The sequence below is a fragment of the Bosea sp. 685 genome (genome assembly GCF_031884435.1).
GTDB lineage: Bacteria > Pseudomonadota > Alphaproteobacteria > Rhizobiales > Beijerinckiaceae > Allobosea.
Window position 1 is genome coordinate 163,684 of sequence record NZ_CP134778.1, and the last position, 19,878, is coordinate 183,561.

The window sequence follows — 19,878 nt, forward strand, 5'->3', positions numbered from 1 at the left end:
TGCAAAAAGCGCCGCGGCACGTCCGAAATCGGTCTAGTCGATCCTATCGAAGTAGCCGGCGCGTACCGCCGCCCCGACGAGGTTTACGATCAATCGCCCAGCCGTGATGCTGGTGATCTGGTTCACGTCGGTCGAAGGCGTGATTTCGACGACGTCCATCCCTATGACGCGCCCTTTCCGAACGAGCCCACGCAGGAGCGAGCGGGCCTGCATGAACGTCATACCTCCGGCGCACGGCGCTGCGACGCCAGGCGCGACGCCAGGTTCGAACGCGTCGAGATCTATTGTGACGTAGTAGCGCCCGCCGTCGGGAATGCTCGCTAGTACGTGCTCGATGCCATTCTCGTGAAGATCGTAGGACGGAAAGAGGCGTGCCCCATAGGAACGCGCCGCCTCGAACTCCTCCGGACGCCCGCTGCCGGATGCATGTAGCCCGATTTGGAAAATCTGCTCGACATGGCTCATCTCGGACGCACGTCGGATGGGGCTGGAGAGGCCTTCCCGCACGCCGTTGATCTCCTGGCGCCAATCCAGGTGCTGGTCGATTTGGATCAGCGTGATCGGCCCCTGATCGTCCAACGCACGCAGCACGGGGATCGGGATGGAATGGTCCCCGCCGAGCACGATGGGCATGGCTCCGGCCGCGACTATCTTGCGGACCGCCGCTTCCGCACGGCTCAAATGGCCCATGGGATCGGTGGGATCCGCATAGACGTCGCCACAATCGACGGCCCGGATCGGCCGGTTGTCATACAGCGGTCCTCCGATATCGAAGTCGTACCGTTCAATGGAACGCAGTATCCTGTCGGTCGCCCGCCGCAGCGCCAACGGCCCGCGGCTCTGGTCGTTTGCGATCTCGCCGAAGGAATACGACTGGCCATAAGGTATGCCGAGATAGGCGATGTCCGCCGTTAGATCTTCGAGGCTATCGACCGGGGAAGAATATAGGAACGTCGTGTGCTCGGCTTTGGCTGGAACGGTGAGTTTCATGAGATTTTCCTGTGGCGTGAGGGTCGCGCGCACCTCGTCGAGGCTAGGTTCGATTGTCTTAGGACGCGCGGTGGGCGAGCTCTTAGTTGCCGCTATTGAAGCGTTGAGCGCGGTGGTGAATCCACTCACCGACCCGGCCATCCGTCGACCCTCGGAACTGCGGAAAGGAAATTTGATCGTATAGGGGCCTGCGATCGTGAAGGATCACCTGCGCATTGCCGATTTCGCCCAGTTTCCCATCTTGCATCACCGCGATCCTATCGGAGAGACGGGCAGCCACGGAGATGTCGTGCGAGATGAAGAGATACGCCACCCCCAGCTAATCGCGCAGGTCCGGCAGAAGACGGATGTTCGCGTCGTAGGTCCTTCGATCGAAGAAGCTTATGCCAGGAGCGACCACGTAAAGCGCCCGGCGACAACCAGCAAGAAGAGGCCGAAGGCGACCTCAAGCCTGCGCTTCGAGAGCCGGTGGGCCAGACGCGCGCCGATCGGAGCTGTCCGGACCGATGTCGGGACGAAGAGTAGGAAGCCGATCAGCGAGACAAAGCCAAGGGAGAGCGGAGGCAGCACCGCCATTTTAGGCCAGCCGGCATCGATGAAGCCGAGCGCGCCGGGGATCGAGATGAGCACGCCGAGCCCCGAGGAGGTCGCGATCGCCTGGTGAATCGGCCGGCCATGGAAGGTCATGAACAGACTGGATAGCTGGCCGCCGCCTATACTCATCAGGGCCGAGAGCACGCCGATCAATCCGCCATAGCCTACCATGATCGGCTTGGCGGCCAGCTCCGCGCCGAAATTCCAGCGGTCGGTGGCGAAGATCAGACGCAGCGCGCTCAGCGCTGCGACGACGACGAAGATGATCTTGAACAGGTCCGGCGGTGCGAAGCGCGCGACATAGCTGCCGGCGACAACGCCGAGCACGACCGTCACCGCCCAGATCTTAAGGATCGAGAGATCGACCAACCCCTTGGCCCGGTGCGTCATGAACGAGCGGATCGAGGTCGGGATGATGATGGCGAGCGGCGTGCCGACGCAAAGAGGCATGCGCACCTCCTCCGGCACGCCGGCGAGGCGGAAGATCTCGTAGAGAATCGGCACGATGACCGCGCCGCCGCCGACTCCGAAGACCCCAGCCAAAATGCCCGTGGCGCCCCCTGCCAGGACGAGGGCCACGGCAAGAAACGTCAGCTCGCCGGGTGAAATCGCAGAGGACATCAAATCCCGTCCAGGAGAGGCGCGTCCGAACCGAGGCCAAGGCAGAGCCGCTATAGTCGAATTGAAGGCATGTGAGCGGAAATGCAAGAATTGATATGCCTCAAATCCAGCCAAATCCACATCAAATCCAGACAAATCAGTAAAGTATAACTAATGGCCTGACAGATTAACTGTGTCTTAGCGCAGTTGTGAAAATGAAGACGGATATCTTCGTGAGGACAGTCTTATGTCTCTTTCCAAAAGCTTCGGGTCCCTGTCAATCGGCCGTTCCTTGGCGATGGTCGCGGCATTGGCAGTTCTCATCGCTGTCGGCGGAGTAAGCTACACGCTGACCGCCGCTTACAACGAGATGCTGGCGCTAAGACGCACCGAGATGCGCAACACGGTCGAGGCGGCCGTCTCTACGATCAGGGGATATGTGGCTCGGACCGAGGCCGGGGAGCTAAACGAGGCCGACGCCAAGAAGTTGGTGATGGACGCCATCGGCAATGCCCAGTTCGGCAATGGCAACCACTACTTCATCATCGCCTATGATGGGATCGCCGTGCTGAATGCCAACAAGAAGGTCCAGTCGACGGACATGAGGCCGCTCAAGGATGCCCGCGGGAAGTTCTTCATTCAGGATATGATCGATCTTGCCAAGAGTAAGGGTCAGGGCTTTGTCGAATATGACTGGCTCAAGCTCGGCGACAAGGACCCGTCGCTGAAGATTTCCTACATACTCGGCATTCCAAAATGGCAATGGTTGGTGGGGTTTGGCCTACATGTCCATGACGTAGACGCAGCCTTCTTCAGCATGATCATCAGCGCTGCGAAAGTATTGTTGCCGCTCGGCCTGCTGCTGCTCGGGCTGGTGGTCGTCCTCAGCCGTCGGGCTTCAAGCATGCTGACCTCCCTCTCTTCGGTGATGAAAGAGCTCGCGGCCGGTAAACTGCAAACGGAGATCACTCACCAGGAGCGCCAGGACGAGGTGGGAGCGATGGCCCGCGCGCTCGTGGTTTTCCGCGATGCTGCGCTGACGAGGCAGCAGGTCCAGGCGGAGAAGGAGAAGGCCGAGGCCGATGCCTGCGAACTGCGTCGGGACACCGATGCCCAACGCAGCCTCAACGAGGCCCAACGCGGCGAGCAGGCAAAGAAGCAGGCTTTGGTCGTCGAGGCGCTCGGCTTTGGCATGGAGCGCCTGACCGAGGGCGATCTGACCTACCGGATAGAGGTGGCTTTCAGCGCCGAATACGCAAAGCTGAAGGACGATTTCAACGCGGCGATGGCGCAGGTCGAGGAGACTATGCGGCAGATCGCGATGAACACGGGAAGCATGAAGGCAGGGGCGGGCGAGATCAGCCAGGCGGTGGACGACCTCGCCAGGCGTACCGAGCAGCAAGCTTCCTCGGTTGAAGAAACGGCGTCCGCGCTAGATCAATTGACCGCCACCGTGCGCCAGACGGCCGACGGCGCGCATCAGGCGAGCCTCGCCACGACCCAGGTCAAAGGCGAGGCCGAGCAGTCGGGCGAGATCGTCCGTGACGCGGTCGCGGCGATGGGCAGCATCGAGAAATGCGCCAATGGGATCTCGCAGATCGTCGGCGTCATCGACGAGATCGCCTTCCAGACAAATCTGCTCGCGCTCAACGCCTCGGTGGAGGCTGCCCGCGCCGGAGATGCCGGCAAGGGCTTTGCCGTCGTTGCCTCGGAGGTCCGTGCACTCGCGCAGCGCTCGGCGGAGGCAGCCAAAGAGATCAAAAGCCTCATCACCGCCTCAAGCATCGAGGTCGAGAAGGGCGTCGCGTTGGTAGGTCAGACCGGCAGCGCGTTGGAGCGCATGTCCGGCCAGATTGCCCGGGTGACTTCGCTGGTCGGCGAGATCGCCTCGGCGGCCCAGGAGCAGGCTACCGGTCTGCAGCAGGTCAATACTGCGGTCAACGAAATGGACCAGGCGACACAGCAGAATGCCGCCATGGCCGAGCAGTCGACAGCTGCCTCGCAGGCGCTGGCGGAAGAGGCCCAAAGGCTTGCGCTGCTGGTCGGCCGCTTCAGGCTCGGCGACGACGCCAGCCCTCTTAGGGCGATGGCCGGCAAGATGGCCCTGGTAGCGGCGACTTCAAGGCATCCAGTACGCAGCCTTCCGGCTGCTCCGCGCGAAGTTCAAGGCGCATTTGCACGCAGGCTCGTCGCCCATGGCGGAGGCACCGGCTGGCAGGAGTTTTAACGGTGTCATCCTGCCAGGTCGCGATGGCGACAATGTCAGCCGCGCGCGCCGTATCGCTTCACCAAGGTCGTCGCCTCCTTCACAGTGCGCCAGACAGTCTCTGCTGCGGGCGGGACATCGTGTATGAGACCGATTGCCTGGCCAATAGTCACATGGGCCATATCATAGTCGCCGGTCGCCCATCTGGTGCTGACGTCGGCGATGCGACCGAACCCGTAGCGCACGATCAACGCCAAGAAGCGGACGGCAGCAAGCAAAGCCACCCACAAGTCAAATCCGCTCATCTCCAAGGCGTGGCGCTTCTTGAGACCACGAAGTGACGCCCCCCGTTCGGCCTCTAGCCTAGGGTGAAGTGGCCCTGGGGGGGACGACATGATCATTCCCGACGGCAGGGCCCAGATCGTCGTTCGCCCGCGCGATATCTGCCAATAGCTCGGCGATCGCAATCCCAGCCTTCTTAACCAAACTCGTGTCCATGTCGTCCATCAGCTTGGTCAGCGCTTCGTCTGATTTGGTTTTCGCCTGATTGAATAGTTCAAGGCCAGCCGATGTGACGGATACGAGTATACGATGAGGGCTCGAGCCGGAAGGAACGCGCGCGACAAGGCCGCGACGTTCCATGTTCGGGATGGTGCGGGAGAGGCTGGGTGGCACGATCTGCGAGCGACGACCCAGCTCGCCCATGTCGCAGGTTCCGCCGTCGACCAACGCGCGCAATATGCGCCACTGTTGCTCCGTGAGCTCGTATTCCCAAAGAACCGGGCGCACATGCTGCATGATCTGTTCCCGGGCCCGGAGCAGTGCAGGAATCAACTTGCGCATATCCGACAGCGCGTCGTCGGACGCGGACAAGCGACCTGACGACGCCGTAGTCGCAGTCGGCGAATTTTTGGACTTCGACAAGGGCAACCAATCTCAAGAACTCGGAGCATCTTAGGCATCGGCGTCGTAGCCGTCAAAACGACCGGCCCCGTCGGAGACAGGGCCGGTCCTTGCCACGGAGCCTTAGCCTCGACCGGATATGGTCAAGTGGTCTGGGCGTGCTGTGATCGCTGAGACTGCGAGGGGAGGTGACGCGTTATGAGCAGAAGTGCGCCGCAGACCATGAGCATCGCGATACCGAGCAGGCCAAAATAGGACCATGAGCCACCGGTGATGACCGCCGCCCCGATGAAGGAGCTTGAGATCGCGCCGAAGCGCCCGATGGCCAACGCCCATGCCATGCCAGACGCCCGGGCGGCCGTCGGATAGACGTGGGCGCAGACGATGTACATGTTCGATTGCACCGCGTTTACGAACAGGCCGTGAATGCCGAGCCCTAGGAAGACGAGCTGTGGATTTTGCGCGACGTCGACGGCCTGAAGTGCGAATGCGATGGCCGCGGCGCAGGCGCCGCATAGGACGAGCGGCAGCCGCGATCCCAATCTCGGGATCGCCAGCGCGCACCCTAGGGAGCCGATGACGCCGCCGACATTGTAGGCGGTCAGGCCGGTCACTGCCGCAGAGGGATTCAATCCCGCAGCCACGAGCATGGTCGGTAGCCAGCTGAATGCCGAATAGATGGCGAAGAGCGAGCAAAAGAATGCGAGCCACAGAACCCCGGTGTCGCGTCGCCACCCTCGGCTGATCAGGGCCGAGAAGCCCTGCTTCTTCTCTTGCTGCCGCTCGGCCACGTCGACGAAGACGGGGTTGGATCCCACCTCGACCCCGATGCGCGCCAGCAGTCGAGCCAGTTCCGGCCAGCGGTGCGGCCGGCGAACAAGGTATTTTGGCGACTCCGGCAATGCGACGAACAGTATGGCCCCGAGTGCAAGCGCGATGGCGCCCCCCATGAAGAACAACGTTCGCCAGCCGAACGCGGGCAGGACGTAGCTGGCAACGAGACCAGCCAGCATGCCACCAAGGGTCGCGCCGACCGCGGAGATGGCCACGGCAAGCGCCCTTCGGCGCGACGGCGTGAATTCGGCGGCGAGCGTCAGCGCGCCCGGCAGGGCACCGCCCAGCCCGAGCCCCGCAACGAAACGCAGCCCGCCGAGCGCGGGGAGGTTGTCGACCAGGCCGATACAGGCCGTGGCGCCACCGAAGATGATGACGCTGGCGATCGACGTCGATCGACGGCCGAAACGATCTGCCCACGCTCCCGAGGCGGCTGCGCCGATGGCCATGCCGACAAGCCCGGCCGCCACGACCGAGGCAAAAGCGGCGCGCGAGACATCCCACTCCTTCATCAGGGTTGGGATGGCGTAGCCGATCAGTTGCCCGTCGAACCCGTCGACCACGATCGTCAACAGCGCAAGGAAGAGGACGCGCTTTTGTAAAAAGGTCCAGTCTCCCTTATCCAGCGAAGACCCGACGTCGATCGTGACGGCACTCATGACGACCTCCGGGGACCGAAAGACGGCAGGCGCCGATGCGGGACGAAACGATACCAGTCACTCGAAGATTTTTTCACGAAATCCTCCCGTTCTATGAGCATGATTTTCCGGTTAGGCGACGTGCCGTCCGGGATATTTCATTACTTGCTTCGACTAGAATTTTGGTCGTCCGGCCTAGTGTTTGGCGCGCAGATCGACGAATGATGCCGAGAAAATATCTATCAAAGACGGCTTTACTAGAAGCTGTCTTTCAATGAATGTTTTTGAGGCCGGCAACCTCTACTGCAGCAAGACGGCTAGTCATGCCGCGACGGACGTAGGAACATCCGCCCCGGTCTTCGGTGGGTGCGTCTCCTGTCCTAAGAATATGCTGCCTTCCTCGATCCACGAGCGCGGCGCGGGAGGCCCCCACAGGCAGGAGCGGAGAGGATCGCTGAACTGCCAACGGAGCGGCTCGTGGTCGTGGTCGATGGCCGAGTAGTCGCCATTGAAGATTTCGACGCGGTGTCCGTCGGGGTCACGGACGTAGAGGAAGAAGGCGTTCGAAATGCCGTGCCTTCCGGGGCCGCGCTCGATGTTGGATTGGTAGCCCGTCGTCGCCATCAAATCGAGCAAATCGATGATGTTGAGCGGGTTGGCCACCCAGAATGCCACATGATGCAGCCGCGGCCCGGCCCCCAGGGCGAAAGCGAGATCATGCGTGGTGCCGCGTCGTTGCAGCCACGCGGATAGCAGCGTGTCCGTGCCGTCCTTCACGGTATACTCGGTCGTCCGAAAACCGAGGCGATGATAAAACTCCAGCGAGCCATCGAGGTCATTCGTAAAACAGTTGAAATGGTCAATTCGCTGGAGTTTTCCGCCCCGTTGTTTTGCGTAGCGCTGCAGTTCGGTCGGCACGCGGTCCATGCGGTGATAGAACTCGATCGGTATCCCTTGTGGATCGATCGTGCGCAGAGTGAGGTCCTGAAACGGAAGGTCGACCCAAGTTGTCGGCCGTCCCTCATGGTCCAGGAAGGCCTCGAGCCGCTCCAGGTCGCCCTCCCTGTGCACCTTGTAACCGAGATGGCCGACTGCGGGGCTCTCGCTTTGGACAAGCACCAGCGAGTGGTGGTTCCGTTCTTCGAACCCGCGCAGATAGATGGCGTCCGGTGTCTCTGCCGTTACAAGCAGCCCCAGCGTGTCGGCGTAAAAGCGCCGTGATCTTGCAAGGTCGCGGACATACAGCGTGGCATGGCTGAGCCGAGCGATGTTGAACGGCGTGTCGAAGCGCGCCTCCGGAATCCCCATGACGTCCTCCTGATCGAGTGTTCTTACCGAGGTCGCAATCGATCGCGGCTTGGCATTGAATTAACATGTTAATTCAGATGGCGTCAAGCGGCCCCTCTTCGGCGCTGCGCCGAGGGGTTGACATAGGCTACCATCGATTTAACATGTTAATATCATAAATAGGCGAGGGATACATGAAGGCGCCACTGCTTCTCATTTCGGGTATGCTGTGCGACGAGACGGTGTGGCTGCCGACAGCCCACGCGTTGAACGACGCAGCTGATATCCAGATCATCAACCTGGGCGTCACCGACTCGGTGGAGGCTATGGCCGAAGGCGTCCTCGCCCGGGCGCCGCAGCGCTTTGCCTTGGCCGGCCACTCGCTCGGCGGACGCGTCGTATTGGAGGTTGCGCGTCGCGCCCCGGAACGGGTCGCTTTGCTCGGACTGTTCGGAACGGCATACCGAGGACGCGCCGCAGGGCCGGCTGGTCAGGCGGAGACGGCGGCGCGAGAAGCGATGCTCGTCAAGGCAAGGGCCGAGGGACTCCGGACGTTCGGCGAACAATGGGCGGCGCGTATGCTGCATTCCGATCGGCTCGCCGACCCTCGGACTGTGGAGCCGATCGTCGCGATGGTCGAGAAGCAGGGCCTGGCGGCCTTGGAAGCGCAAGTTCGCATGGGCCTCGCCCGACCGGATGCCGCCGATCTGCTCCCGCGGATAGGTTGCAGGACGTTGATCCTGGCTGCCCGCGACGACGCGGCCATGCCGCTCGGACCCCATGAGGAAATGGCAAACGCAATTCCAGATGCCGAGTTGGTCGTCGTCGAGCGCAGCGGGCACCTGCTCACATACGAGCGGCCCGACGCTTGTGCAAACGCGATCCAGCGCTGGCTGGGCGCATTTTCCCAGACATAACCCGTCCCCAACCAAGGATCGGCTCTTCGCCGAATAGCCAGACATGCCACACATCATCATCGAAGCCACGGCCACGGCGGCCAAGCTGGTAGCTCCCGCGCAACTCGTAGAAAGCCTCCATGAGGCCGCTTGCGCCGTTGAAGGCTACCCCACGCCCGGCGTGCGCACGCGCCTTCATCTGATCGAGCATTTCAAAATGGCCGATGGAGATCCGGAGGGCGCGTTCGTCCATGTCAACATACGCATCGGCGGGGGATTTACGTCGGACGCCAAGCGCAAGGCGGCCGAAGTGCTCGCCGACCGCCTCTCGGCATTGTTCGATCCGTTTGTTGCGAACACGGCTATCGCGCTGTCCGTCGAGGTGACGGAACTCGACACGGATACGCGGGTCAACCGAAGCAACGTACGCGACCTGATGGCTCGCCGCGCGCTGCCGGCTTGATCGGCCCGCGCACGGGCGCCTCTCGCGCAAACAGGAGGATAACGTAGCGAATGAGCCGATTCATCAGCTTCTCCCAGAGTGGCCAGCCCGGTTACGGCTTGGCCACCGAGGCGGGCGTCGTCAATCTTTCAAGCCGCTATGCCGCGCGGTGGCCGACACTGCGGGAGGTCGTGGCCGAAGGTGCCCTGGAACGCCTCGCGGCAGCGGCGGACAAACTGCAGGCCGATTTTTCGGCGGACGCGATCGACTTCGAGATCCCGATTCCGTCGCCGGAGAAGATCATTTGCGTGGGGGTCAACTTTCCCGACCGCAATGCCGAGTACAAGGATGGCTTCGACGCTCCACTCAACCCGTCGCTATTCGTGCGATTCCCCCGCTCCTTCACCGGACATGACACGCCGTTGATCCGCCCGCCGGAAAGCCCGCAACTCGACTATGAAGGCGAGATCGTCGTCATCATAGGGAAGGGCGGGCGCCGCATCCCGGAGGCCGATGCCCTCGGCCATGTTGCCGGCCTTTCCTTGGCGAACGAAGGTACGATCCGCGATTGGGTCCGACACGCAAAGTTCAACGTGACGCAAGGCAAGAATTTCGACCGCTCCGGCGCGATCGGCCCGTGGCTGATCCCGTTCCGCCACGAGGCTCAACTGGCCGACATCGGCCTTGAGACCCGTGTCAACGGGGAGCTCCGTCAAAGCGACCGAAGCAGCCGGATGGTTTTCTCGTTCCGAAAGATCATCGCCTACGTCTCGACGTTCACAACGCTGGTGCCCGGCGACATCATCCTGACGGGGACGCCGACCGGCGCAGGGGCCCGCTCGGACCCGCCCGTTTGGCTGAAACCTGGTGATGTCGTTTCCGTCGAAGCCGAGGGTATCGGTACGCTGCGGAACACCATTTCGGACGAGGAATGAGCGTGCTCTCCGCTAACGAGGTCACCGCTGCAGCCGACAGCCTGGACGTAGCGGAGAGGACGCGGGTTCAAACCGGTCTACTTTCGCTGAGGCATCCCGGCATGACGATGGACGATGCCTATGCCATCCAAGCGGCATGGGTGAAACGAAAGCTCGCGGCCGGCCGCAAGGTCATAGGGTGGAAGATCGGGCTCACGTCGAAGGCCATGCAGTCCGCGCTTAACATCGACAATCCCGATTCCGGCGTTCTTCTGGACGACATGCTGTTCGCCGACGGAGCGACCGTATCGAATGACCGCTTCATCCAGCCCCGCATCGAGGCCGAGATCGCCTACGTGATGAAGGAACCGCTGAAGGGGCCGAACGTCAGCCTGTTCGATGTTCTGAACGCGACGGACTACGTTACGCCCGCGCTCGAGATACTCGACACGCGCATTCTCAGGGTGGATCCGGAGACGAACAAGGCTCGGACCATCGTCGACACCATTTCAGACAATGCCGCCAATGCCGGCATTGTTCTGGGCGGCCGCGCGGTTCGGCCAGACCAGGCCGATCTGCGGTGGGTCGGTGCCATCGTGTCCCGCAACGGCCAAGTCGAGGAGACCGGGCTTGGAGCAGGCGTGTTGAACGACCCCTCGCGCGCCATAGCTTGGCTTGCCAACCGATTGGCCGAGTATGGCGACCATATCGAAGCCGGGCAGGTCGTCCTGGCCGGTTCCTTCATTCGCCCGATCGAGGCCCGCCACGGCGACACGATCGTCGCAGACTACGGGCCGCTCGGCACGGTGAGCTGCTTTTTCCGGTAGCGCCTTCCTTCTCAGCTCGTTTCAAGGTCGGAATGATAAACGTCAACGATCTGTCTCTCCGGAAGTCAACATCCTGACCGAGGGGTCGATTCATCCCGATCCGACGCATGCGGTGCACATGGCGATCGCCGCTCGTATCGCAGTGCTAGGCGCAGGCCATTCAAAATCACTCCAGACGTAACTTATTGATTCAACGCATGGAATACGCTCGGCTACGGCTGCCTGTTGTCGGTCCCGGTTAGAGAAGTCGCATTCTGTCCCCGTTAGAAATGTCACTCGGGCCGGTTTTCCAGCCAAGCTCAAGCAGCGCGGCGGAGCTGGTCAGGGTTGCACAGCCGCGCTGCGGCACTGCCACAATCGACTGGCCGGGCCGCGGTTTCTCGGCCAAAGCACAGCCGGTGAGATCTGCGGGGATGGATCCTGAGCTGAGCTCAGCTCACGACCCATATCGGACCCTCCGCTGGTGTCACGACAACGCTGAAAGTAGTCGTTTAGCGGCGACGGGGCGATAGAATTCCAGAAATCTTTGTGTATTCCAGTAGCAACTGGATCCTTCAATGGCGGTAGCATGCCAAATTTCTCGACTCTTGTGCCCCGTGTATAGCGCGGTGTGAAGCGAAATCACGTAGTCATCACTTGAGCTAAAGGTGGCTCGTCCGCAGTTAACCTCCACACCGCGGCGGTCCTTCAAACGTTCAGAAAAGATAACGTCACCGTCTCTCAAACGCTCGAAATCGAATTGCTGGTCTACATCGATAACGAAGATGCCTGTTTGGTTAAATATCTCAGGGCACAACACACGATCCGGCTCAAGAAATTCTCCCCTCATTGAGAAAAGATACAGTTGAACCGCTCGGCGGCAGTTGCCCTCGTCCCATTCGCCTGCAAGCTCGTCGGCAGAACCAAGGGGGCCCGCATCAAACCGATAGTCAAACTTCTTCATCATCGATTCACGACCTCCATTGCGCTCAGATCGTGATCGGAGGCTTCAGGCGAAGCAATCCCTGTCGAAGCGCTTGCAGTCGATAAGAGGACGTCCGGTCCTCAGCCACCCGCATCTGAAAGCTGCCAGTCCGCAACCCACCCATCTAACACATCACGGATTGTCCGGCTGCCCGCCTCGCTCGCCCGCCTTGAAGATGCTCTTGCCCTGGCCTTGTCGCCGAGGAGCACGGCCACTGCGCTCCATGTTGAGCTCCTTCTGGCGCTCGGCAATGTAGGCCAGCGCCGGCCCCAGGCGCTTGTTCTCGACGATGGCAGCCTGGTCGACCTGCCGGACTTTGTCGAAGGTCCGGTAGGGCAGGTCGAGGCCCTGGTGCCGGATAGCAAACCGACCATCCGGATAATCGAAGATCGTTACGCGCTGGCGGGCGAGGGGACGCGTCACCGGCGTCGGCTTGAGGATGAACAGCATCTTGTCGTATTGAAGCGTCAGGCTCTGGGAGACTGTCCGCTCTTCCTTCCAGGCAAAAGCCTCGTCGACATCGTCGTCCCCAGCAAGCGGGCGATGCAGATCCTTAGACGAGCAGGGTGCATTGCGGGCCACGGTCCTCAAACCACCAATGCTGTGAGCCGTCGATCTGGACGAGTTCGCCGACGCAGTCGCGCCGGTAGCGCGGCTGGTGTACCGGCTTGAGCCGCTCCCGTCGATCGCGCCAGATCCCGTCGGCGATCATCCAGCGTCGCACGGTCTCGACGCCCAGCCGTAGCCCATGGCGCTCGGCGAGCTTCTCGGCCGCCAGCGTCGGACCAAAATCGAGGTAGTTGGTCCTGATCAGCACGATGGCCTGGGTCCGGACGAGCGCGGGATAGGATCGGTTGCTCGGCTTGCCTCGCTTCTTGGAAACCAGCGCCGCAGGGCCACCAGCGTGATAGGCGCGTAACAGCCGAAAGATTTGGCGCGCCGTCACGCCCAGGAGCTGCGCCGCTTCGCCTGTTCGGATCCGCTCCGCCAGCAAATCCTTCAGCACATGAACCCGATCGATCTCCGTTCGGCTCATCGATAACACCGTCATCGCACGCAACTCCCCAGCCGCAACGCCGAGGAAAAAATGACATGTCTAATGAGGAGAGGCGCGACCCTTCTAACGGGGTTTGTGAGTTCTCGCTGAAGCGCGACTTGCGGCTGGGCGATCCTATCCGACGGCCCGCATCTGGGCGAGGAGCTTCTGCCGGAAGACTTCCGCCGGCGTCTTGTAGCCAAGGCACTTTCGCGGCGTGGTGTTCAATCGCTCGCAGATGTCCTTCAGCTCCTGGTCGGTGATGGAGAGGGGATCGACGTCTCTCGATAGCCATTTCCTGGCTCGTGCGTTCATGTTCTCGACGGTGCCCTTCTGCCAGGGCGATTGCGGGTCGCAGAACCAGGTCTGGGCTCCGATCCCGGCTTGGAGATAGGGCCAGTCGGTGAACTCCGTGCCGCGGTCGAAGGTGATCGAGCGGCGTGCGCGATGGGGCAGGGCGCGCATCACGCTGATGAGCCGCTCCATGATCGGCCGCGATTGCCGGTCGTTGTTGCGTAGCAGAACGGCGAAGCGGCTGACCCGTTCGACCAGCGATGTCACATTCGCTTTGCCGAACTTCTGACGGAACTGGATGAGATCGCACTCCCAGTGCCCAAACTGCTTTCGGTCGGCGACGACGTCCGGGCGGCGCAGGATGTTCAGCTCCGGGCTGAAGCGCTGCCCATGCCGGCGCCTGGCATGCCGCGGGCGGCGGCGCGCGCGGTGTTCCGGCAGATGCCGCCAGAGCTTGATGGCCTGACCGTCCGCCGAATAGGCGAACTTGTAGATCGTCTCGTGGCTGACCGAGATCGGATGACGCTCGAGCCGCATCCGGCCCGCGATCTGCTGTGGCGACCAGCCGTGCTGAATCCGTTCGATGATCGATTGGCGCACATGAGAGAAGCGCGCGAGCTTCCTGAGCCTCGTGCGCCGCTCGCGGGCCATGTCATGCGCCGTTACGCGATGGTAGCCGTCGAGCTCCGGCCATTCCTTGTCAATGAAGGCGTTGCGCCGCAGCTCCCGGAAAATCGTCGAGCGATGCCGGCCGAGCTTCTCCGCAATGACATCGACGCTCAATCCCATGCCGCGCCATCGGGCGAGCTTGCGACGGTCGTTCAGGTCCATCTGGGAGTAGGTGCGTTGCATCGCTGCGTTCCTGCGGCTGATAACCCATTGGGATCATTCGCAAGTCGCACTTCAAACTTGAACCGACCGTTCTACAGATGTGACTCGCATAAGGTTTGTTATGGAACCTGGTCGCTGCGCGATCGGATGCTCCAAAGGGTAAAGTTGGCCCATTCCTGACCTCCTGAACGTCGGGTTCTGGGCGGTCAGATTTCGTGGCAGGCCCCGCTGCGGGAGTTGGCCCTTAGCGGGCCGCTCGGAATGAGTGCTTTTCGGTGAACTGCCGTGGTTCAGGGCAACAGTAGAGTAAGCTCGATTGTCTCACGCAGCGGCTGGAAGGATTCATGAATCTGTCGATATCGCCGCCATATCCAGTCGCTTGAGAGCTGCAATCGCATCCGCGGCGAACGGGTGCCCACGGCTGCGTTTCCGCAGCCGTTCAATGTCGCTGCGATCGCCGTAATGCCCGATGACCTGAAACGCGAAATTCGTCCCCTTCTCGCGAAACGGAGCGCGGTGGAAAAACAGCGGCTGTTCTCCTTCATCGACAAAGCGGCGCATAAGCGTGAGGCTCTCTTCCACGAAGGCACCGACCAAGTTGAGCGTGCCGCTTGCTCCATCGCGCGTACGTTCCGACCAATCATCCGTGAGTGCACCGACGATCTCGCTAAAACACCCGACAACGAGCTGGACAGGCATCGCGCGAAGGAACTCCCAAGCCAAAGCCGCCTGCGCCAGATCTTCTGGCAAGCGCGATTCCGCCGCGTAAACGAGCATACGCAGATGGCCAAGGCACATTTCCGCCGGCGTTCCGGTCGCGATGGGGGCAAGGCCGGCTCGATGGCGAGCAAGAAAGCGGATTGCGGCAACGAAGCCTGCCCATTCCTCCTGCGCAAATGGATTGGCGTTCTCGGGAAGACAGGAAAACGCCTTGAGCAGTTCCGCGTCGTTGGGATCGTTGAAGGCTGCGACTGTTCTGACCAGCCAGCCGAAGCTGCCTGAATGCCGCACCGACGGAGCACGCAGTGCTCGGCAGAACAGGAGGTGTCTCTGGCTATCTTCCAGCTCGTGTATCGCTTCGCCATAGAGGGTGTCATAGGGATGGTCGAACATGCTGACCGCAACCGTCAGGGCTAGGTCCGGGTTGACCGCGCTGACATCACTCTGCAGAACCTCAACAAGCTCGGCCGCAATCTGCTGCCGCTGCCGATCGTCAGGATCCTCGATCGCACCGAGGATCTTCAAGGCATCGATGATACTACTATTGATCCCCACGTTGGTGGGGCTGACCTCCAGCGCTGTAATAGCTTCGGTGAGCTGCTGGATGACGGGATCTGGCGCCGACCGCGCATAGCCGACAGAATCCAGCATCGCCAGCTGTACATGGTAGGGCTCGAAGCGAAACCGCTCACGGAACAGATAAATCAGCTCTTCGGCAAAACGTTCGTCCGGGGCGTCGCGGAACCGTCGCCGGCCCTCGAGGAAAAACAGCAACTGCCCGGAACTTAGCGTCTCAACATTCCAAGAGTAGCTGGCCATACCGAGGCCAGCAGGTTCAAGGCCGCGCTGCGTCGCACGCGCGACACGGGTAAATCCAATCTGGGGGCCAAAGCCATAATAGGCCAATGCAAAACTCTGGCTACGAAATGGAAATCGATGCTGCCTGGCCAAGGATGCCCAGCGCTCTCGCTCGCCTGCAAGGCGCTCATCCATCGCTGCACAGAGTGACAGATAGGCCTGAATGCTGGCGCCCGATGCCGCACGTAGTCCGATGGCGGCCAATTGCGCTATTTGCGCGTCGGTCCACGCCTCGCGCGCACTTTCCTGCCACTCAAGGCGGGTCGCATCGCCGTCGATGGTCAGCTGAAGGTTTGCCGAGCGTATTTCGTCGACACATGCCGCGGCGCTTCGGTCTATAAGGTCCGATGCAGCCGCGGCCGCAATAGGACCGCACAAGCCTTCGGCGCAGCGCGCCAGCAGACGGGCGTCTGCCGTCTCCTCAAGGAGCTGGCGAGAGACGCTGCCATCGTCGATGGCAGCGATTACGTCTTCGGCCAGGGGCTGAACGAGCGGCGTGGAAAGGCGCCAGGCAAAAGCTAGCGGATCGGACGAAGCCACTCTGGCTAGCGCACCAGCCGCGCAGGCGTTTTGAAGCATTTCATGGGCGAAGGAGACGCGGCCGGCTCGCCGAGCCAACAGACCAGCTGAGAACAGCCGATCACACTCGGCAACACCAATATCCTGCGTGCGCATGAAATCGTCGAACTGCGCTTCAGAGAAGGAGAAGGCCACCTGCTCGTGCAGGGCAGAAGCAAACTCGCGCAGTGCCCGTGCGCCCAGCCGCGCGTGCTGGCCCAGCAGCTTTCTTGCGAACTGATCGATCAGAAGCGGCCGGGTGATTCCGGTACGCAATTCACTGCCAATCTCACCGACGATTTTCGCTTCAATGCCGGACATGATCGCACGCAGCACTTCCTCGGCAATCGCCGGGAGCGCGCCGCCGGCAGAGACCGCAATGCGCTGCTTCAGCCCGAGGCTAGGGCGATTGGCTGCTACCGTATTGAGGCCACCGAACATGGTGGGCTTGGGATCCTGCGAGGTCAGGATCAGCCTGGCCTGAAAGCGCCGCGCCAGAGCCCTGATGCCGCGCAATGCGTCGCGTGCGTCGGCGCCGAATTCATTGCAGCCGTCAACAATGAGAAAAACGCTCAAGTCGCTCTGTGCGACCGCACGGAACAATTGCTGGGGCTCAATATCCACGAGCAGCGCCAATTCGCGGCGTAGGCTTGCGGACCAGCTGCCCCAGAAATTCTTCGCTGCTAGGAAAAAGGTTGGATGGCCAGCTGCCGCCAATTCAGATGCGAGCCACGCGGCTCGCAGAGATTTCCCACACCCCGAGGGCCCACTAACAAAACATCCCGTCTCGGACCACGCAGCCACCCGCAACGCGTCGCGTTCGTCCTCGCTCTCCGGAAGCCAGGCCGCGGCATCCTCAACGTGCTCGGCAACGACCGCCGCGCGATACCGGGCGATCAGCGCCAGCCGATCTGCTTCCTTACCCTCCGCAACCGCCTCCCCAAGCGTTGCCGGTTCCAACGAGAGGTGCCGGGCAAATTCAGACCAGCGGTCGAGCGGCCAAGGGTTTCCGTTGCCGTCCGGAAATACTGCGAGAAACGGCTCAATCTCCAGAATCCGCGTTTTGAAATCGCCTCTGGGCAACTGCGATCCCGTGGGAATTCTTCCGGCGAACACCACAACGCCCTGCGGATAGTGCTGACCGATTGGGGTGAACGATTGCATCGCATCGCGGAGGCAAAATCGTGCATCGAGCGCCTGCTGGTAGGCATTGGGGTAGGCCGCCCACTCGCCCTGATGCGTCAGCCTAGCCCATTGACCATTGAGCTCCCCGCGCAGCGGCAGCCGGCTCTGTTTGACCTCGATGACACTGACTGACTCGGGGGTCGCGACGACGCAATCAAGCTGCCGTCCATTGACCATGATATTGGCAAGAACGACCGCCGAGATGCGCTGGCTCTCCAGTCGCGCAACAAGCGCGCGAAGGAAGACACGTTCGGATGCATGTGCGACGGGGCCGCCAAGATAAATTCGCAACGTGTGATCGACCGGCGGCATGGCGTGAGTGTACGTCCTTCCATTCTTCTACGGCATAGGCCGTGCATGTGAGGCGCTTCGTCGGCCGTCCCCTGGAGAAGACAGGCCAGCGCTCATTTGGTCCGCTGCGAATGCAGTACCGGAACCCAAAACCCAATCCGGAAAAAGTACGTCTCGCATTTTCCCGATCACGCTCTTGCGACCCCATTCTGCCGCACCAGTTTCCTGCAATTTGTGGCGCGCCCGCTTGAGTGCGAGCTGCATGGAACTGCGGGCGAGCAAGGCTGGCTGCCACCGTGCAATGGCCATGTGCACGAGCGTGAGGGCGCGGTATCCATCATGCTGGTCAAAGCTATTGGCGATCGAAATCAAGTACGGATGGCCCGACCCGGCTACCTCACCCGCTTCAAGCGAGATGAGGAGGCGAACCAGCCCCAAGGTACAATCGAACGCTGGACTCGGCGCATAGTCCGGAATGCCCGCCTCATATGCAACTTCACGGAGGAGATCGTACGGATCGGGGGCCCCTTTTGTGAAAAAATGGCAGCCGCGATACGCGGTAAGCCAACGGCCCTTGAAAACATCAGCCCAGCGGTGCGGACGGGCCAACGAGGCCGCCTCTGCAATGGGTACGATGTGATGTCCCCAGCAAGCATCGTCCCCCTCCCCGCTATATGTCCAAGCGCGCAGCCGAAAGATGCCATCGGACTCGCTCATCGCAATCAGATCATTGTCGATCGAGAAGAGGAGGCCACCTTGATCGGCGATAATGTCCCTTACCGACGCTCTCAGAGCGCCTGTGGGGTCGAAATTCCGCATGACCCACAGCAGCGATGTGCCCATTCGGTCGTAGAAGGCGCGCCGGCCGTTGATCCCGTGCAGGGTAATCGTCGCCAGTTGCGCCTCCAGCACGATTTTGCTGTCGCCGCACGTGAACTGAACGTCGGGAAATCGACCGTAGGGGAATGTGTCGCGCATCGCATCGGTCGGGCGCTCATAGACACCGGTAGTGACCGGCCCCACGGACGGGTCTGCATCGGCGAGGCGGACAAGCAGGGAGACGAGATTCCTATGGGCGTCGCCCTCCTGACGTCCATGGAATATCCTGCCGTTAATCTGATCTGGCGTGAGTTTTCTTTTGCTTTCCAGTGGGCATTCCAGAGAGCCGCGCGGCAGGTGCGACCAGAAATGGCGTCTCCCCGTAAACGATGGTGCATGCGGGTAGACCGGCTGGCGGCACATGGGACAAACAAAGTGCCGTGGCCATCGCGCACGCGTTCTGACATGTGCGGTTGCCTGCAGACGGATGGTCGAGCGCAAATCTTCCATCAACGCAGCGATGTCGGCCGCAGAGATGTTCGTGTTGTTCTCGATGTCAATCGCGTAGGGGATACGAAGCTCGCGCATTCTAGCATCCTTTGCCTGCCCGTGCATGGTCGTGTCACGGGCGATCGTTTACCAGTGAGCTACAGACGCTCGCTCCGTCTAGCGTGACTTCTCGCTACTCTCTGGCAGCAGTGAATTTGGTCTATCTCGATTTTGAAGCGGCGCCACGCAATGCGTAGGATTCGGTCAGACGAATCGCTACTGGAGACGGAACATGACGCAGCGCACGCTGAAGCAACGCTTCGGGTTCGACATCCTGCTAGACCCGGAAGACCGACTCGCCTACGCGCTCCTGCACTCAATGGCTTATGACGGTCATGGTGATTGGGGCGGCTGCGGCGTTGCGGAGCTCGATCTTGGCGAATTCGCCGACACACTCGGCTGGCCCCGGGGCGTGACGCTGCGTCGGCTAAAAGAGATTGCGCCGAAGGTACGCGCCGTCTGTGTCGAGCGTCACGACACTATCTTGTTTGCGCTGGCGGGCGCACAGCAAGAGGGGTTTTCGCATCTCTATAAAAGCCGCGGCTTTGAAGGGCTCCCGCCAAATCTCTTTAGCCGATAGCGCAAAGAGGCCGGCCAGCGCGTCCGTGCTTGAGCTGGCGGGTCATTGGTGTGCCGGAATTT

At 61.5% G+C, this 19,878-nt stretch carries 16 protein-coding genes and 1 pseudogene; 6 read left to right on the forward strand and 11 right to left on the reverse strand.

The genetic code is table 11. The annotated features are described in order from the left end of the window. Positions 1-33: 33 nt before the first annotated feature. Complete coding sequence (locus tag RMR04_RS00815) at positions 34-990, reverse strand: agmatinase (RefSeq protein ID WP_311909325.1); 957 nt, start codon at positions 988-990, stop codon at positions 34-36. A 381-nt stretch (positions 991-1,371) separates the two neighbouring features. Beyond that, entirely contained in the window at positions 1,372-2,205 is an 834-nt protein-coding gene (locus RMR04_RS00820; protein WP_311909326.1) for a sulfite exporter TauE/SafE family protein, read from the reverse strand. Positions 2,206-2,431: 226 nt separating this feature from the next. Between RMR04_RS00820 and RMR04_RS00825 the strand changes: the two genes are divergently transcribed. Then, the gene (locus tag RMR04_RS00825) at positions 2,432-4,411 is read left to right on the forward strand and encodes a methyl-accepting chemotaxis protein (RefSeq protein ID WP_311909327.1); all 1,980 of its coding nucleotides are present in this window, start codon (positions 2,432-2,434) and stop codon (positions 4,409-4,411) included. Positions 4,412-4,446: 35 nt separating this feature from the next. Here the strand turns inward: RMR04_RS00825 and RMR04_RS00830 are convergent, their stop codons facing one another. From RMR04_RS00830 to hpaD, 4 genes are all read right to left on the reverse strand, one after another. Continuing rightward, on the reverse strand, positions 4,447-4,695 hold the full coding sequence (locus RMR04_RS00830) for a hypothetical protein (RefSeq protein WP_311909328.1): 249 nt from the start codon (positions 4,693-4,695) through the stop codon (positions 4,447-4,449). Positions 4,696-4,753: 58 nt separating this feature from the next. Next, complete coding sequence (locus RMR04_RS00835) at positions 4,754-5,314, reverse strand: MarR family transcriptional regulator (protein WP_311909329.1); 561 nt, start codon at positions 5,312-5,314, stop codon at positions 4,754-4,756. A 122-nt stretch (positions 5,315-5,436) separates the two neighbouring features. Continuing rightward, positions 5,437-6,786, reverse strand: a complete 1,350-nt coding sequence (locus RMR04_RS00840) for an MFS transporter (protein WP_311909330.1) — start codon at positions 6,784-6,786, stop codon at positions 5,437-5,439. A gap of 300 nt (positions 6,787-7,086) precedes the next feature. Beyond that, complete coding sequence (gene hpaD / locus RMR04_RS00845; protein WP_311909331.1) at positions 7,087-8,073, reverse strand: 3,4-dihydroxyphenylacetate 2,3-dioxygenase; 987 nt, start codon at positions 8,071-8,073, stop codon at positions 7,087-7,089. 173 nt (positions 8,074-8,246) lie between these two features. On the opposite strand from hpaD, the gene RMR04_RS00850 reads away from it, so the two are divergent. The 4 genes from RMR04_RS00850 to hpaH are packed head-to-tail and all read left to right on the forward strand — an operon-like array spanning position 8,247 to position 11,131. Beyond that, on the forward strand, positions 8,247-8,969 hold the full coding sequence (locus RMR04_RS00850) for an alpha/beta fold hydrolase (RefSeq protein ID WP_311909332.1): 723 nt from the start codon (positions 8,247-8,249) through the stop codon (positions 8,967-8,969). A 43-nt stretch (positions 8,970-9,012) separates the two neighbouring features. Next, a complete protein-coding gene (locus tag RMR04_RS00855; protein ID WP_311909333.1) occupies positions 9,013-9,411 on the forward strand; it encodes a 5-carboxymethyl-2-hydroxymuconate Delta-isomerase in 399 nt (132 codons plus the stop codon). Positions 9,412-9,461: 50 nt separating this feature from the next. Continuing rightward, the gene (locus tag RMR04_RS00860; protein WP_311909334.1) at positions 9,462-10,325 is read left to right on the forward strand and encodes a fumarylacetoacetate hydrolase family protein; all 864 of its coding nucleotides are present in this window, start codon (positions 9,462-9,464) and stop codon (positions 10,323-10,325) included. Then, complete coding sequence (hpaH, locus tag RMR04_RS00865) at positions 10,322-11,131, forward strand: 2-oxo-hept-4-ene-1,7-dioate hydratase (RefSeq protein WP_410492125.1); 810 nt, start codon at positions 10,322-10,324, stop codon at positions 11,129-11,131. The genes RMR04_RS00860 and hpaH overlap by 4 nt, the downstream gene beginning before the upstream one ends. Before the next feature lie 466 nt (positions 11,132-11,597). Here the strand turns inward: hpaH and RMR04_RS00870 are convergent, their stop codons facing one another. The 5 genes and pseudogenes from RMR04_RS00870 to RMR04_RS00890 all read right to left on the reverse strand — a co-directional run bounded on the left by RMR04_RS00870 (position 11,598) and on the right by RMR04_RS00890 (position 19,275). Further along, positions 11,598-12,077 carry a hypothetical protein gene (locus RMR04_RS00870; protein WP_311909335.1) on the reverse strand — a complete coding sequence of 160 codons (480 nt, stop codon included), beginning with the start codon at positions 12,075-12,077 and terminating at the stop codon, positions 11,598-11,600. 150 nt (positions 12,078-12,227) lie between these two features. After that, positions 12,228-13,146: pseudogene (locus tag RMR04_RS00875) on the reverse strand (helix-turn-helix domain-containing protein). 120 nt (positions 13,147-13,266) lie between these two features. After that, entirely contained in the window at positions 13,267-14,277 is a 1,011-nt protein-coding gene (locus RMR04_RS00880) for an IS30 family transposase (RefSeq protein WP_311909336.1), read from the reverse strand. Between the two features lie 321 nt (positions 14,278-14,598). Next, entirely contained in the window at positions 14,599-17,889 is a 3,291-nt protein-coding gene (locus RMR04_RS00885; RefSeq protein WP_311909337.1) for an NERD domain-containing protein, read from the reverse strand. A 27-nt stretch (positions 17,890-17,916) separates the two neighbouring features. After that, complete coding sequence (locus RMR04_RS00890; RefSeq protein ID WP_311909338.1) at positions 17,917-19,275, reverse strand: DUF6035 family protein; 1,359 nt, start codon at positions 19,273-19,275, stop codon at positions 17,917-17,919. A gap of 193 nt (positions 19,276-19,468) precedes the next feature. Between RMR04_RS00890 and RMR04_RS00895 the strand changes: the two genes are divergently transcribed. After that, entirely contained in the window at positions 19,469-19,816 is a 348-nt protein-coding gene (locus tag RMR04_RS00895) for an MBL fold metallo-hydrolase (protein ID WP_311909339.1), read from the forward strand. Positions 19,817-19,878: the final 62 nt, after the last annotated feature.

Excerpts from the sequence above, each read along its gene's own strand:
- RMR04_RS00855 (WP_311909333.1), top strand. The coding sequence starts at position 9,013 with ATGCCACACATCATCATCGAAGCCACGGCCACGGCGGCCAAGCTGGTA.
- RMR04_RS00840 (WP_311909330.1), bottom strand. The coding sequence starts at position 6,786 with ATGAGTGCCGTCACGATCGACGTCGGGTCTTCGCTGGATAAGGGAGAC.
- RMR04_RS00890 (WP_311909338.1), bottom strand. The coding sequence starts at position 19,275 with ATGCGCGAGCTTCGTATCCCCTACGCGATTGACATCGAGAACAACACG.
- RMR04_RS00895 (WP_311909339.1), top strand. The coding sequence starts at position 19,469 with ATGACGCAGCGCACGCTGAAGCAACGCTTCGGGTTCGACATCCTGCTA.
- hpaD (WP_311909331.1), bottom strand. The coding sequence starts at position 8,073 with ATGGGGATTCCGGAGGCGCGCTTCGACACGCCGTTCAACATCGCTCGG.
- RMR04_RS00850 (WP_311909332.1), top strand. The coding sequence starts at position 8,247 with ATGAAGGCGCCACTGCTTCTCATTTCGGGTATGCTGTGCGACGAGACG.
- RMR04_RS00815 (WP_311909325.1), bottom strand. The coding sequence starts at position 990 with ATGAAACTCACCGTTCCAGCCAAAGCCGAGCACACGACGTTCCTATAT.
- RMR04_RS00830 (WP_311909328.1), bottom strand. The coding sequence starts at position 4,695 with ATGAGCGGATTTGACTTGTGGGTGGCTTTGCTTGCTGCCGTCCGCTTC.
- hpaH (WP_410492125.1), top strand. The coding sequence starts at position 10,322 with ATGAGCGTGCTCTCCGCTAACGAGGTCACCGCTGCAGCCGACAGCCTG.
- RMR04_RS00825 (WP_311909327.1), top strand. The coding sequence starts at position 2,432 with ATGTCTCTTTCCAAAAGCTTCGGGTCCCTGTCAATCGGCCGTTCCTTG.
- RMR04_RS00885 (WP_311909337.1), bottom strand. The coding sequence starts at position 17,889 with ATGCCGCCGGTCGATCACACGTTGCGAATTTATCTTGGCGGCCCCGTC.
- RMR04_RS00880 (WP_311909336.1), bottom strand. The coding sequence starts at position 14,277 with ATGCAACGCACCTACTCCCAGATGGACCTGAACGACCGTCGCAAGCTC.
- RMR04_RS00820 (WP_311909326.1), bottom strand. The coding sequence starts at position 2,205 with ATGTCCTCTGCGATTTCACCCGGCGAGCTGACGTTTCTTGCCGTGGCC.
- RMR04_RS00870 (WP_311909335.1), bottom strand. The coding sequence starts at position 12,077 with ATGATGAAGAAGTTTGACTATCGGTTTGATGCGGGCCCCCTTGGTTCT.
- RMR04_RS00860 (WP_311909334.1), top strand. The coding sequence starts at position 9,462 with ATGAGCCGATTCATCAGCTTCTCCCAGAGTGGCCAGCCCGGTTACGGC.